General features: G+C 69.6%; 12 protein-coding genes and 1 tRNA gene. 1 reads left to right on the top strand and 12 read right to left on the bottom strand.

Annotated elements, in window-relative coordinates; all coding sequences use genetic code 11:
• Positions 1 to 41 precede the first annotated feature (41 nt).
• The 12 genes from rpoB to ACWDBB_RS04265 all read right to left on the bottom strand — a co-directional run bounded on the left by rpoB (position 42) and on the right by ACWDBB_RS04265 (position 12,761).
• Positions 42 to 3,518: a DNA-directed RNA polymerase subunit beta gene (rpoB, locus tag ACWDBB_RS04320; protein ID WP_449788153.1), complete on the bottom strand. Its 3,477-nt coding sequence runs from the start codon at positions 3,516 to 3,518 to the stop codon at positions 42 to 44.
• Between the two features lie 708 nt (positions 3,519 to 4,226).
• Complete coding sequence (gene rplL / locus ACWDBB_RS04315) at positions 4,227 to 4,610, bottom strand: 50S ribosomal protein L7/L12 (protein ID WP_449788152.1); 384 nt, start codon at positions 4,608 to 4,610, stop codon at positions 4,227 to 4,229.
• A 91-nt stretch (positions 4,611 to 4,701) separates the two neighbouring features.
• Positions 4,702 to 5,265, bottom strand: a complete 564-nt coding sequence (gene rplJ, locus ACWDBB_RS04310; RefSeq protein WP_207809823.1) for a 50S ribosomal protein L10 — start codon at positions 5,263 to 5,265, stop codon at positions 4,702 to 4,704.
• Between the two features lie 352 nt (positions 5,266 to 5,617).
• Positions 5,618 to 6,496 (bottom strand): hypothetical protein, encoded by an 879-nt coding sequence (locus ACWDBB_RS04305; protein WP_449788151.1) that lies wholly within the window; start codon positions 6,494 to 6,496, stop codon positions 5,618 to 5,620.
• A gap of 159 nt (positions 6,497 to 6,655) precedes the next feature.
• The gene (locus ACWDBB_RS04300; RefSeq protein ID WP_449788150.1) at positions 6,656 to 7,576 is read right to left on the bottom strand and encodes a hypothetical protein; all 921 of its coding nucleotides are present in this window, start codon (positions 7,574 to 7,576) and stop codon (positions 6,656 to 6,658) included.
• 88 nt (positions 7,577 to 7,664) lie between these two features.
• Positions 7,665 to 8,546 (bottom strand): hypothetical protein, encoded by an 882-nt coding sequence (locus ACWDBB_RS04295; RefSeq protein WP_449788149.1) that lies wholly within the window; start codon positions 8,544 to 8,546, stop codon positions 7,665 to 7,667.
• Between the two features lie 144 nt (positions 8,547 to 8,690).
• Positions 8,691 to 9,473, bottom strand: a complete 783-nt coding sequence (locus tag ACWDBB_RS04290) for a hypothetical protein (protein ID WP_449788148.1) — start codon at positions 9,471 to 9,473, stop codon at positions 8,691 to 8,693.
• 231 nt (positions 9,474 to 9,704) lie between these two features.
• Positions 9,705 to 10,427 carry a 50S ribosomal protein L1 gene (gene rplA, locus ACWDBB_RS04285; protein ID WP_030290441.1) on the bottom strand — a complete coding sequence of 241 codons (723 nt, stop codon included), beginning with the start codon at positions 10,425 to 10,427 and terminating at the stop codon, positions 9,705 to 9,707.
• 104 nt (positions 10,428 to 10,531) lie between these two features.
• Complete coding sequence (rplK, locus tag ACWDBB_RS04280) at positions 10,532 to 10,966, bottom strand: 50S ribosomal protein L11 (protein WP_359897545.1); 435 nt, start codon at positions 10,964 to 10,966, stop codon at positions 10,532 to 10,534.
• Between the two features lie 165 nt (positions 10,967 to 11,131).
• Positions 11,132 to 12,004: a transcription termination/antitermination protein NusG gene (gene nusG, locus ACWDBB_RS04275; protein WP_449788147.1), complete on the bottom strand. Its 873-nt coding sequence runs from the start codon at positions 12,002 to 12,004 to the stop codon at positions 11,132 to 11,134.
• Positions 12,005 to 12,213: 209 nt separating this feature from the next.
• The gene (gene secE / locus ACWDBB_RS04270; RefSeq protein WP_449788146.1) at positions 12,214 to 12,540 is read right to left on the bottom strand and encodes a preprotein translocase subunit SecE; all 327 of its coding nucleotides are present in this window, start codon (positions 12,538 to 12,540) and stop codon (positions 12,214 to 12,216) included.
• A gap of 148 nt (positions 12,541 to 12,688) precedes the next feature.
• Positions 12,689 to 12,761: transfer RNA gene (locus ACWDBB_RS04265), tRNA-Trp, on the bottom strand.
• 283 nt (positions 12,762 to 13,044) lie between these two features.
• On the opposite strand from ACWDBB_RS04265, the gene ACWDBB_RS04260 reads away from it, so the two are divergent.
• Entirely contained in the window at positions 13,045 to 14,292 is a 1,248-nt protein-coding gene (locus ACWDBB_RS04260) for a pyridoxal phosphate-dependent aminotransferase (RefSeq protein WP_449788145.1), read from the top strand.
• The last annotated feature ends 31 nt before the right edge of the window (positions 14,293 to 14,323 follow it).

Here is a 14,323-nt window from a genome sequence, read left to right as displayed (position 1 = left end):
TGGGGGCGGGCCGGCCGCTGCTGCGGCCGGCCCAGCCTCCGTCAGACCTCTTCGACGCTGCTCGGCTCGCGCCGGGACAGGTCGATGCCGAGCTCCTCGGCGGCGCGGAACACGTCCTCGTCGGAGTCCCGCATCTCGATGGACTGGCCGTCCGAGGACAGCACCTCCACGTTGAGGCAGAGCGACTGCATTTCCTTGATGAGGACCTTGAAGGACTCGGGAATGCCGGGCTCGGGGATGTTCTCGCCCTTGACGATGGCCTCGTAGACCTTGACTCGGCCGAGGACGTCGTCGGACTTGATGGTGAGCAGCTCCTGGAGCGCGTAGGCCGCGCCGTACGCCTCGAGGGCCCACACCTCCATCTCACCGAAGCGCTGACCACCGAACTGCGCCTTACCACCGAGCGGCTGCTGGGTGATCATCGAGTACGGACCGGTCGAACGGGCGTGCAGCTTGTCGTCGACCAGGTGGTGCAGCTTGAGGATGTACATGTAGCCGACCGAGATCGGCATCGGGAACGGCTCGCCGGAGCGGCCGTCGAACAGGCGGGCCTTGCCGGTGGAGTTCACCAGGCGCTCACCGTCACGGGTGAGGGTGGTGTTGTCCAGCAGACCGGTGATCTCGTCCTCGCGGGCGCCGTCGAAGACCGGGGTGGCGAGGTTGGTGCCGCCCTCGACCTTGTCCGCGCCGATCGCCTGCAGGCGCTGGGCCCACTCGTCGGCGAGGCCGGAGACGTCCCAACCCTGCTGGGCGAGCCAGCCGAGGTGGATCTCCAGGACCTGTCCCGGGTTCATTCGGGACGGGACACCCAGCGGGTTGAGGATGATGTCGACCGGGGTGCCGTCCTCGAGGAACGGCATGTCCTCGACCGGGAGGATCTTGGAGATGACACCCTTGTTGCCGTGACGGCCGGCGAGCTTGTCACCGTTGGTGATCTTGCGCTTCTGGGCCACGTAGACGCGGACCAGCTGGTTGACACCCGGGGGAAGCTCGTCGCCCTCCTCGCGGTCGAACACGCGCACGCCGATGACCTTGCCGGACTCACCGTGTGGGACCTTCAGCGAGGTGTCGCGGACCTCACGGGCCTTCTCACCGAAGATCGCGCGGAGCAGGCGCTCCTCCGGGGTCAGCTCGGTCTCACCCTTCGGGGTGACCTTGCCGACCAGGATGTCGCCGGTGACGACGTCGGCGCCGATGCGGATGATGCCGCGCTCGTCGAGGTCCGCCAGGACCTCCTCGGAGACGTTCGGGATGTCCCGGGTGATCTCCTCGGGGCCGAGCTTGGTGTCACGGGCGTCGACCTCGTGCTCCTCGATGTGGATCGAGGAGAGGACGTCGTCCTGCACGAGGCGCTGCGACAGGATGATCGCGTCCTCGTAGTTGTGACCCTCCCACGACATGAACGCCACGAGCAGGTTCTTGCCGAGGGCCATCTCGCCCTCGTCGGTGCACGGGCCGTCGGCCAGCACCTGGCCGGACTCGACCCGGGCGCCCTCGTCCACGAGCACCTTCTGGTTGAAGGAGGTGCCCTGGTTGGAGCGGGTGAACTTGGCGGCGCGGTACGTGGTGTACGTGCCGTCGTCGTTGGCCACGGTGACGTAGTCGGCCGAGACCTCCTGGACGACACCGGCCTTCTCGGCGGTGATGACGTCCGCGGCGTCGACGGCGCAGCGGTACTCCATGCCGGTACCGACCAGCGGAGCCTCGCTCTTCAGCAGCGGCACCGCCTGGCGCATCATGTTCGAGCCCATGAGCGCGCGGTTGGCGTCGTCGTGCTCGAGGAAGGGGATCATGGCGGTCGCGACCGACACCATCTGGCGCGGCGAGACGTCCATGTAGTCGATCTCGGTGCCCGGGATGTAGTCGATCTCGCCGCCACGGCGGCGGACCAGGACGCGCGGCTCGGCGAAGTGCAGGTCCGCGGTCAGCGGCGCGTTCGCCTGGGCGATGACGTAGCGGTCCTCCTCGTCGGCGGTCAGGTAGTCGACCTTCTCGGTGACCACACCGTCGACGACCTTGCGGTACGGCGTCTCGATGAAGCCGAACGCGTTGACCCGGCCGTACGAGGCCAGCGAGCCGATCAGACCGATGTTCGGGCCTTCGGGGGTCTCGATCGGACACATGCGGCCGTAGTGCGAGGGGTGCACGTCACGGACCTCGAAGCCGGCCCGCTCACGGGACAGACCACCGGGGCCCAGCGCGGACAGACGGCGCTTGTGGGTCAGGCCCGACAGCGGGTTCGTCTGGTCCATGAACTGCGACAGCTGGCTGGTGCCGAAGAACTCCTTGATGGAGGCGACGACCGGCCGGATGTTGATCAGGGTCTGCGGCGTGATCGCCTCGACGTCCTGGGTGGTCATGCGCTCGCGCACGACGCGCTCCATACGGGCGAGACCCGTACGGACCTGGTTCTGGATGAGCTCGCCGACGTTGCGCAGGCGGCGGTTGCCGAAGTGGTCGATGTCGTCGACCTCGACCACGATGTCGCGGCCCTCGTCGTCACGCCACTCGGTCTCGCCCGCGTGCAGCTTCACCAGGTACTTGATCGCACCGATGATGTCGGGCTCGGTGAGCACGCCGGAGTCCAGCGACTCGGCGTTGCCCAGCTTGCGGTTGACCTTGTAACGGCCGACCTTGGCGAGGTCGTAGCGCTTCGGGTTGAAGTAGAGGTTCTCCAGAAGCGTCTGCGCGGCCTCGCGCGTGGGCGGCTCGCCCGGGCGCAGCTTGCGGTAGATGTCCAGCAGCGCGTCGTCCTGGCCCTGGGTGTGGTCCTTCTCCAGGGTGGCGCGCATCGACTCGTACTCGCCGAACTCCTCGAGAATCATCTCGTTGGTCCAGCCGAGCGCCTTGAGCAGCACGGTGACGGACTGCTTGCGCTTGCGGTCGATGCGGACGCCGACCATGTCGCGCTTGTCGATCTCCATCTCCAGCCAGGCACCACGCGAGGGGATGACCTTGCAGGAGTAGATGTCCTTGTCGGACACCTTGTCCAGGGTGGAGTCGAAGTACACACCCGGGGAGCGGACCAGCTGCGACACGACGACACGCTCGGTGCCGTTGATCACGAACGTGCCCTTGTGGGTCATGAGCGGGAAATCGCCCATGAAGACCGTCTGAGACTTGATCTCACCGGTCTCGTTGTTGGTGAACTCGGCCGTGACGAAGAGCGGGGCCGCGAACGTGAAGTCGCGGTCCTTGCACTCGTCAATGGAGTTCTTCGGCGGCTCGAAACGGTGGTCGCGGAAGGTCAGCGACATCGACCCACTGAAGTCCTCGATCGGGGAGATCTCCTCGAAGATCTCCTCCAGACCGGACTTGGTGGGGACGTCCTGACCACTCTCCAGCGCCGCCTCGACCCGGGCCTTCCAGGCCGCGTTGCCGAGCAGCCAGTCAAAGCTCTCGGTCTGCAGGGCCAGGAGGTTCGGGACCTCGAGGGGCTCCTTGATCTTCGCGAAGGAGACGCGGAGCGGGGCGGTGGATGCGGCGGAATTGTTCGAGGCGTTGCGCGGCGCGGCCAAGAGGGGGGTCCTTCCGAGGGCTCGGAGCTCACTACGCGCGTACCAGCCGGGCCTGCTTGGGCTTGGTGCCGCCTCCCTCGCCACTGGCCTCTGCCGGAGTCGAAACCCAGGTCAGAGCCGCTTTGCGGAGGCGGTGCCAGACCCCTTCAGGGCAACGCAAACTCCGGGCGACGAGTCACGGAGAAGCTAACAGGCAGCGCAAAGGGACAGTGTAGCCAAAGGCGACACTGCTGTCCAGCTCTGATTCGGAGACCGAATCGGAGACTCCTCCCGGTAGCCGGCGAGCGCGGGCGCCCACCGGGTACTGCTCTAACTCACGTAGAGTCATTTCCCGCCGGAGCCACTGGTTATGCATCCAGCAGCGGACCAACCGGGCGGACTCGCGCCTTGAGAATCGCGCGCCGCGCCGGGTTCGTCAAGGGCCCACCGGCGGTGCGGGCCTCGATCGGTCTATCGGCCCGGACCCCCTCCGCGTTACAGAAACCGTGGTGGGGCCGCCCTCGACGACGGTGATCACCATACCCCCCGGCACCGACGCTGCCGAGTGGGCCGTCGGCCACACCGGCGGCCCGGACCCGCCGGTCGGGGGAACCGGGCCGTGGACGGCCCGACGGGGCCCGGCCCCGGCCCGGAAACGCGAAAAAGCCGGGCCGACCACCCACAAGGGTGATCGGCCCGGCTTCAGGCCCCCTCAGAGGGGGCGAGAAGTCACTTGACGGTGACCTTGGCGCCGGCACCCTCGAGGGCGGCCTTGGCCTTCTCGGCAACGTCCTTGGCAACCTTCTCCAGGACCTTGGCACCAGCGGTGTCAACGAGGTCCTTGGCCTCCTTCAGGCCGAGGGAGGTCAGGGTGCGCACCTCCTTGATGACCTGGATCTTCTTGTCGCCGGCGGCCTCGAGGATGACGTCGAACTCGTCCTGCTCGTCAGCGGCCTCGGCGGCCGGGCCGGCAACGCCGGCGGCGGCAACGGCGACCGGGGCGGCGGCGGTGACGTCGAACTTCTCCTCGAAGGCCTTCACGAAGGCGGCCAGCTCGATGAGGGTGAGCTCCTCGAACTGCGCGAGCAGCTCGTCCTGGGACAGCTTCGCCATGATGGCGTCCTTCCACTAAATCGGCAGGTTGGTGCCGGATGTACGGGTGGGGCGGGCGTACGGGCCCGCAGCGAGGCGTGAGCCTGCCGAATTACTCGGCGGCAGCGTCCTCGGCGGCGGGAGCCGGCGTACCGGCACCGCCCTGCTCGACCTTGTCGCGCAGCGCGTCCACGGTGCGGACGAGCTTCGACGGCAGGGCCTGGAAGAGCGCGGCAGCCTGGGACTGCTTGGCCTTCAGGGCACCCGCCAGCTTGGCGAGCAGCACCTCGCGGGACTCGAGGTCCGCGAGCTTCTTGATCTCATCGGCGGACAGCGCCTTGCCGTCAAGGACACCGCCCTTGATGATGAGAGCGGGGTTCTCCTTGGCGAAGTCACGCAGAGCCTTCGCCGACTCCACCGGGTCACCGGTGACGAAGGCGACAGCCGTCGGACCAGTGAACAGGTCGTCGAGCTCCGTGATCCCGACCTCATTGGCCGCAATCTTGGTCAGCGTGTTCTTCACCACGGCGTACTCGGCGTTGTCGCCGAGCGAGCGACGCAGGGTCTTGACCTGCTTCACCGAGAGACCGCGGTACTCGGTGAGCAGCGCCGCGGAGGAGCCACGGAACTTGTCCGTGATCTCGGCGACGGCGGCAGCCTTGTCGGGCCTGGCCATAGGCTTACGCCTCCTTCCGTGATGTCGAAGTCGGGCCGACCGCGAAAGTCGACCTAGGTCGCCGCGGACCGACCGGACGGAAGGAAAGCTCCTGCGTAAACGCAACGAGCCCCGGTGCGCAGGGGCACGGGGCTCGGAACGACCTCGACGGGCGACCGCGTGAACGCGGAACCCGGAGGTCGAAGCTCCAGACACACCTGCGCGGGCTGCCTGCGACGAAGCGCAGATCCTTCGGTCACCTGCTCCCTGACGGGCGCGTGGTGACAACCAGCGGTCTTTGGCTTCGGCCAGACTAGCCGGAGGCGTTCGCAAGGTGCAAATCGCCCTCGGACGGAGCACCCCCGACGCGGCTTCAGCGGGCCAGCGGGGAGACCGTCCGGACGCCGGTGTCCACGGTGTCCGACTCGGCCGGCGCCTGTGCCGAGAGCAGCGCCCCGGCGTGGTCGGTGTAGAGCACCGAGTCGTCCGCCCGGCCGCTGTCCCCGCTGCCCGTGCGCTGGAGCCGGACCAGCTGGTCCTTGTCGTTGAGCCAGAGGTCCAGGGTGAGCGAGAGCGAGCCGCCGGGCGCGAGCGCGGTCCGCAGGCCGTCCCGGCGGGACCGGGTCAGCTGGGTCTGGGCGGCCGCGTACCTCTCGGCCGTGGTGGCGACCCGGTAATGCTCGACGGTCGAGTCCTCGAACTTCTCCTCGCCGACGAAGACCGGGTCCGTCCCCTCGGCGGTGGCCGCGGTCAGCGCCTCGACCGGGTTCAGCAGGTCGATCAGCCCGGCGTACGGGATCTCCTTGTGGCCCTCCGCGTCCGGCGGGACGGTGAAGCGCTCCCAGTGCTTCCCGCCCTGCCGGGCGGCGGTGGCGGCGTCCCCGCCCTGGTAGGCGACGGTGTCCACGACGATCAGCTGCTCGGCCTCGGCCGGGGTGGAGCGCTTGATCTGGAGCGCGGTCTTGGGCTGCCAGAACAGCGGGCCGGACCCGGCGTCCGCGCCGAGCCGGTAGCTGACCTTGGCCCGGCGGGCGGTCTGCATGGCCAGCTGGGCGGAGAGCAGCACCCCGTGCGGCGAGCGGTCGGTCGGCTTGGCCTGGGCGCTCGGGGAGGCGGTGGAGGGCGAGGCGCTGGTCGGGCTCGGGCTGCCGGACGGCGTGGCGGTCGCGCCGCCGCCCCCGCCGCACCCGCTCAGGCCGCTCGCCAGCAGGACGACGACGGCCACTGCCGCCAACCGCTGCCGTCCCGCCATCGCCCGTTCCCCTCTCGCCCGGCCCCGTCCGACGGCGGCCTCGTTCGGGCCACCTTGTCACCCGTCCCCGGCCCGCCCGGCGGCGGCCCCCCGGGGCCCGTTGGATTCCGCCGGGTCGGCGGAGCCGGTGTCCCGGTACCGGGACACCGGCCGCGGGGATCAGCTGCCGGCGGCGGCCTTCTGGAGCTCGGCGAGGTCCATGGAGTCCGCCGGGGCGGTGGTGTTCACCGGGGTGCCGTAGTCCGAGTAGCTGACGGAGACGTTCATCGTGCCGACCTTGGTCTCGGCCTGCTCGGTCCGCTTGACGACGAGCTTGTCGGCGTCGACCCAGATGTCGATCTTGTCGGTGGTGACGCCGGCCGTGTCCAGGCTCTGCTTGATCTTGTCGACCTGCGCCTGGGTCATGCCCTGGCTGGTGGCGTTGGCCACGTCGGCCGCGCTGAGCACGCCGGTGTAGTGGGTGGTGGCCTTGCCGTTCACCGTCTCCGGTCCGACCTCGGTGACCTTGCCGCCGGCGATCAGCGTCCGGACGGCCTGCACCGGGTCCGCGCTCTGGAGCTGGTCGGTCGCGCCGCCGGACGCCTTGGCCATGTCGGCCTTGCTGTAGCGCACCCAGCTCGGGCCTCCGCTCTCCACCACCTTGCCGCCCAGGTGCATGAACATCGCGTCCTTGGTGTACAGGTAGCGCACCTTCGGCCCGCCGGTGAGCGGCTCCAGGACCTTGGCCATCGGGGAGCCCGACAGGTCCATCGTGAGGTCGGCCTCCAGGCCGTCGGCCCAGGACGCGGCGCCCTGGCCCTTCATGGTGACCTCGCCGAACTCGATCAGCTCGTCGATCCTGGCCGACTTGGCCGCGCTGGTCTTCTGGGTGACCTGCTCCAGGAAGACCGCCGGGCTGACCTTCGCCGGCTTCGCGTCGGTCGTCGGGGCGGCGGCCGACGGGGTGGCCGGGGCGGCGGCGGCCGTGGTCGGCGCGGCCGGGGCGGCCTTCTTGTCGTCGTTGTTGTCGCACGCGGTCGCGGTCAGCGCCAGGGCGGCGATGACGACGGCGACGGCGGCGGTGTTGCGGGTTCCAGCCATGATTCCCCCCTTGAGGATCCCGGGCGCGTGATGCGCCCGGGGGTGCAGCCGGTCGGTGCGGGTGGGCTCGGCGTCCGGTCCGGCCGGATCAGCCGAGCAGCTTGAGCAGGTCGGATTCCTTGCCGAGGTCGCTCGCGGCGGGTGCCGCGATCGCGGCGGCCTTGCCGAGGTCGGAGTACTTGATGGTGACGGCCTTCTTCTCGCCGTTGGCGTCGCCGTACTCCTTGTACTGGACGAGCTCCTGCTTGGCGTTCAGCCAGAAGTCGATGGTGAGGGTCTTGCCGTCCTCCTCCAGCGTCTTCTGGGCGGACTTGCGCTGGTCCGCCGAGAGCGACGTCATCCCGGCCACCAGCGCGGCGGTGTCCTGCTCCGCCCGCAGGTGGGTGGTCTGGACTCCGTCCACGGCCTCCTGGCCGACCTTGGAGAGCTTGCCGCTCTGGGCCCCGACGGTGAGCAGGATGACCGGGTTGGTCATCTGGCCGACCATCCGGAAGCTGTCGCCCGTCTGGTCAGCGGGCATCTTGACCCAGTGCTTGCCACCCAGGGCCGGGGCGATGTCGTCGCCGCCGCCGAGGTAGGCGTCCGTGCCGAGCACCCGGATCCGGACCTTCTTGCCCTCGATGTCGCTGGCCATGTCCACGGCCGCCTTGGCCGGGTCCTTCCAGTCCGCGTCGCCGGTGCCGCCCGGGTCGGTGGGGTCGGTCGGGGCCATGGTGATCTTGCCGTTGCCGGCCTTCTGCATCACCACGGCCGCGGCGGCCAGCGCGGCCTTCGGGTCCGCGTTGAGGGCCGCGGCGAGCGGGTCGGCGGGCTTGGCGTCGGCGGACTTGGTGTCAGCGGGCTTGGCCTCGCCGGTCTTGGCGTCGCCGGCCTTGGTGTCGCCGCCCTTGGCGTCACTGCCGCAGGCGGTGGCCGCACCGAGCAGGACGGCCACCGTCGCGACGGCCGAGGCGAGGCGCAGAGCGCGCATGGAGCTACCCCCGAGAGTTTCCTGATAAGCCATGGAAGAACTGATTGTCAGCTCTTCTCGTGTACTTTTCACGCGGACTCTAACGGATCACCGGATTACCCACACACCGGATATCCCCTCCCTCGCCCCCCGTCGGCCTCCCCGTCACCCGGCCGGGGTCGTCGCTGCCGTGTCCGCCGCCCCCGGAGCCGAGACATCGGTGGTGGTCACCGTGGTTCCCGCGCTCCCCCGGACCGTCTCACGCAGCCGCAGCAGCTGCATGCCGGGCCCGATCCAGACGTCGTAGCCGATCGTCGCCACCCCGTGCTGCCGGTACCAGTCCAGTGTGGCGGCGCGCTGCTTCGGACTCAACTCGTCGTCCTTGCCGAAGAGTTCGGCCAGCGGCGCGGAACCCTGGTAGTGCGCCACGGTCACCCCGGCCAGCTGCTCGCCGCCGAGCGAGCGGAGTGTGACGCCCTGGGCGACCTCGTACGCCCGGCTGCCCGGGTTGGTGATCAGCGCCGTCGTCCAGCCGCCCGCGAAGCCCTCCGGATCGGGGCCCGCCGCGGGGTCGACCGCCTCGGCGCTCCGCCGCTCCGCATGCTTGGCCGCGCCGCCCTGGTAGACGAGGTCGAGCGTGCCGTCCTTGACGGTCAGCAGTCCGCTGCCCAGCTCGTCGGTGACGGCCAGCCGGGCCTCGTCCGCCGCGCCCCAGACCAGGGAGCCGCTCGCGGTGCGCCGGCCCCCCGGGCCCTCCTGGACCACGTCGATCCGAGCGCTGCCCGAGTCGTCCAGCGCCTGTGCGGCCGTGAGCACCACCTGCTTGGGCGGCACGGGCGCCGGCCTCCCGGGGGTGCCGGTGGTCGGGGCGGCCAGCAGACTGCACCCGGTGGTGGTGGCGAGCAGCAGGGCTGCCACGAGAACGGCGGGGCGGGGGGCGGGTGGCACGGCACACTCCGGCGGTCACAGGTTCTCCACGTGCTGACCGGCAGAGCGTACGACGGTTCGGCCCGCCGTTCCCATCCGCCGGTGTCCCGATCAGGCAACCGTTGCGGCCCACCGGCCCCGCCCCGGCTCCGTTCGGCCCCGCCCCGGCCGCGCCCGGGAACGACGGCGGGCCCGCACCCCCGGTGAGAGGGATGCGGGCCCGCCGTACGGACTGCTCTAGAGCACTGGGGCTCAGACCGCGGCCGGGTCCTCCTCGACGAGGAGGTTGCGGGTGCGGTTCGGGTCCACCTGGATGCCGGGGCCCATGGTGGTGGAGAAGGCGGTCTTCTTGATGTACCGGCCCTTGGCGGCGGACGGCTTGGCGCGGAGCACCTCGTCCAGCGCGGCGGCGTAGTTCTCGACCAGCTGCTCGTCGGTGAAGGAGGCCTTACCGATGATGAAGTGCAGGTTCGAGTGCTTGTCGACGCGGAACTCGATCTTGCCGCCCTTGATGTCGTTGACAGCCTTGGCGACGTCCGGGGTCACGGTGCCGGTCTTCGGGTTCGGCATCAGACCACGGGGGCCGAGCACGCGGCCGAGGCGGCCGACCTTGCCCATGAGGTCCGGCGTGGCGACGACGGCGTCGAAGTCCAGCTTGCCCTTCGCGACCTCGTCGATCAGCTCGTCGGCACCGACGATGTCGGCGCCCGCAGCACGCGCGGCCTCGGCACGCTCGCCGGTCGCGAAGACCAGGACCCGAGCGGTCTTACCGGTGCCGTGCGGGAGGATCACGGTGCTGCGGACCATCTGGTCGGCCTTGCGCGGGTCGACGCCCAGACGCATGGCGACCTCAACGGTGCCGTCGAACTTGGTGGTGCTGGTCGCCTTGGCGAGGCGGACGGCCTCGAGGGGGGCGTAAAGGCGCTCGCGGTCGACCTTGGCGTCCGCGGCCTTCAGGGCCTTGCTGCGCTTCATGGCTGCTCCTGAATGGTGATTGGAGTTGTGGTGTTCGACGGGCCTGCGCAGGCCCTACCACGGGGGACGGCTGAGCCGTTTTGTCCCTGGCGGGACGGGGGCGCTCAGCCCTCGACGGTGATGCCCATCGACCGGGCGGTGCCGGCGATGATCTTCTCCGCGGCGTCCAGGTCGTTCGCGTTCAGGTCGGGCATCTTCGTGGTGGCGATCTCACGGACCTGGGCGCTGGTGAGCTTGGCGACCTTGGTCTTGTGCGGCTCGCTGGAGCCCTTGTCGACACCGGCGGCCTTCAGGATGAGGCGCGCGGCCGGCGGCGTCTTCGTGATGAAGGTGAAGGAACGGTCCTCGTAGACCGTGATCTCCACCGGCACGATCATGCCGCGCTGCGACTCGGTCGCAGCGTTGTAGGCCTTGCAGAACTCCATGATGTTCACGCCGTGCTGGCCCAGCGCGGGGCCGACCGGCGGCGCCGGGTTGGCCGCGCCGGCGTTGATCTGGAGCTTGATAAGCCCCGTGATCTTCTTCTTCTTGGGAGGCATGTCTCTCCGGGTCCTTCCGAGAGGTGATTGCTGGTGCGTGCGGAACCGGGGCGACACCCGGCCGCCAGCACACACATCGGACCAGGCTAACGCGTCCGCGCCGCTGGACCAAAACGGATTCGGGGCAGGGCCCGCGGCCCCGCCCCGAATCCGAAGTCCGTATGACTAGTTCTTCTGGATCTGGTCGAAGGAGAGCTCGACCGGGGTCTCCCGGCCGAAGATCTCGACCAGGCCCTTGACCTTCTTCGAGTCCGGGTTGATCTCGTTGATGGTCGCCTGGAGGGTCGCGAACGGGCCGTCGGTGACGGTGACCGAGTCGCCGACCTCGAAGTCCAGGACCTGGATCTCGCTCGGCTTGACCGGCGACGGCTTGCCGGCCTCCTTGGCGGCCTGGCGCTCGACGTCGGGGGCGAGCATCTTGACGACCTCGTCCAGCGTCAGCGGGTACGGGTCGTAGGCGTTGCCGACGAAGCCGGTGACACCCGGGGTGTTGCGCACGACGCCCCAGGACTCGGGGGTGAGGTCCATGCGCACCAGGACGTAGCCGGGAAGCTTGTTCTGGCGGATGGTCTTGCGGTCGCCGTTCTTGATCTGGACGACCTCCTCCTGCGGCACCTCGGCCTGGAAGATGTACTCCTCGACGTTCAGCGAGACGGCGCGCTGCTCCAGGTTCTGCTTCACCCGGTTCTCGTAGCCGGCGTAGGTGTGGATCACGTACCACTCGCCCGGCATGAAGCGCAGGTCCTCGCGGAACTTGGCGACGGGGTCGACCTCGACCTCGTCGGCCGGCTCCTCCTCGACGGACTCCTCGGCGGCGGCGGACTCGCTGTCGCCCTCCACGTGCGACGCGGCCTCCTCGGCGGGCTCGCCCGCCTCGGCCTCGTCGTACGCCTCGACCTCGTCCTCGTCGCTGTCCGCGGCGTCCACGATCTGCTCGGCGGGCTCGGCGTCGTCAGCCAGCTCGGCCGCGTCCAGCTCGGCGGCGACATCCGCCTCGCGGACGGTCTCGTCGGCGTCGTACAGGGGGGACTCAGACACGGTGGCGGCTTCTTTCCTGGAGATGGTGAAGGTGGCGCGCTCCTCGACCGGACCGGCGTACGACCGCTCGCGCGGGCGCCAGGTGAGGTCTCGGAGACTTCAACAGTACCGAGTCCACGGTAACCGCGCGTACGTCCGGCGCCGACAGCTCGACCCGGGCCGAGGATTCGGCCCGGGTCGGGAAGCTGTTCGAGAGGTGGTGCGGCCGGTCAGCCGAAGACCAGGAGGCTGAGCTTGGAGAAGCCGTAGTCCAGGCCGGCCACGAAGGCCATCACGACCACCACGAAGGTGACCACGACGGCGGTGTAGTTGGTGAGCTCGTTGCGGGTCGGCCAGACGACCTTGCGCAGTTCGGCGATGATCTGGCGGTAGAACAGGCCCATCCTGGCGAACAGGCCCTTCTTGGCCCGCTTGCCGGACTTCTTCTGCTTGCCCGACTTCTTGTCGCCCTCGGCCGATGCCGTCTCGGCGGCGCCGTCGGCACCCTCTGGGTTGCCGCTCTCAGGCGTTGCGGTGGAGCCCGTGGTCTCCGTCACTCGTCCTCACCTGAATCCGGGTCCTGCCGAACTTCGCCGCGCACCCGGTTTGGGCACGACCAGTCGGCTAGCGGTGCTGATCGGTGCCATCTCCGCATCAAGCCCGCTCACTCCTGTGGAGCGAACGGGCTGAAAACGGATCTAGCAGCAGGGCAAGAGGGACTCGAACCCCCAACCGCCGGTTTTGGAGACCGGTGCTCTACCAATTGAGCTATTGCCCTACGGTGCCTCGCGGCTCCTGTGGCGACCAACCTACCGCATCTCCCCCCGCTGTCTGCACAGGCGGTGAAAGCTCCGGTTCTTTTCGGCGGGCCGTCGAGCAGCGAGTGTACGTGGTCGAGGGGCGTTTGGTCGAACGTCTTCTTCCGGAGCCGCCCGTCCGGCGTCGGACGTCCGGTCCGGGGGACCCCTTTCGACGGACCTCCGGGGCCGCCATCCGGACGGGAGCGTACGGATCGCGATACCCCGATGCCCGGTAGGTCCCGGTTCTGCGACGATGCAGGCATGAGCGCTTCCACCCCGCAGCCCGACCAGTCCATCCGCCCCGCCGACCGCCGGGTCTCCGCCCGGATCGGTGCGATCGCCGAGTCCGCGACCCTCGCCGTGGACGCGAAGGCCAAGGCCCTCAAGGCCGCCGGCCGTCCGGTCATCGGCTTCGGCGCCGGCGAGCCCGACTTCCCCACCCCGGACTACATCGTCGAGGCGGCCGTCGAGGCCTGCCGCGACCCGAAGAACCACCGCTACACCCCGGCGGGTGGCCTGCCCGAGCTGAAGGCCGCGATCGCCGCCAAGACGCTGCGCGACTCCGGCTACCAGGTGGACGCCTCGCAGGTGCTGGTCACCAACGGCGGCAAGCAGGCCATCTACGAGGCCTTCGCCGCGATCCTCGACCCGGGCGACGAGGTCATCGTCCCGGCCCCGTACTGGACCACCTACCCGGAGTCGATCCAGCTGGCCGGCGGCGTCCCGGTGGAGGTCGTGGCCGACGAGACCACCGGCTACAAGGTCTCGGTCGAGCAGCTGGAGGCCGCCCGCACCGAGAACACCAAGGTGGTGCTGTTCGTCTCGCCGTCCAACCCGACCGGCGCGGTGTACACCGAGGCCGAGGCCGAGGCGATCGGCCGCTGGGCGCTGGAGCACGGCCTGTGGGTGCTCACCGACGAGATCTACGAGCACCTGGTCTACGGCGACGCGAAGTTCACCTCGCTGCCCGCCCTGCTGCCCGAGCTGGCCGACAAGTGCATCGTGGTCAACGGCGTGGCCAAGACCTACGCGATGACCGGCTGGCGGGTGGGCTGGGTGATCGGCCCCAAGGACGTCATCAAGGCCGCGACCAACCTGCAGTCGCACGCCACCTCGAACGTCTCCAACGTCGCCCAGCGCGCCGCGATCGCCGCCGTCGCCGGCGACCTGTCCGCGGTGCACGAGATGCGCACCGCCTTCGACCGCCGCCGCAGGACGATCGTGCGGATGCTCAACGAGATCGAGGGCGTCCTGTGCCCCGAGCCCGAGGGCGCCTTCTACGCCTACCCGTCGGTCAAGGGTCTGCTGGGCAAGGAGATCCGCGGCCTGCGTCCGCAGAGCTCCGCCGAGCTGGCGAGCCTGATCCTGGACGAGGTCGAGGTCGCCGCCGTCCCGGGCGAGGCCTTCGGCACCCCCGGCTACCTGCGGTTCTCCTACGCGCTCGGCGACGAGGACCTGGTCGAGGGCATCAGCCGGATCCAGAAGCTGCTCGGCGAGGCCCGCGACTGACGTCGCTCCTGTACTGACGTCAATCCGACAT

Source organism: Kitasatospora sp. NPDC001095 (genome assembly GCF_053598615.1).
The sequence above is the reverse complement of the archived record's forward strand: the minus strand, read 5'-3'. Positions and strand labels throughout refer to the sequence as shown.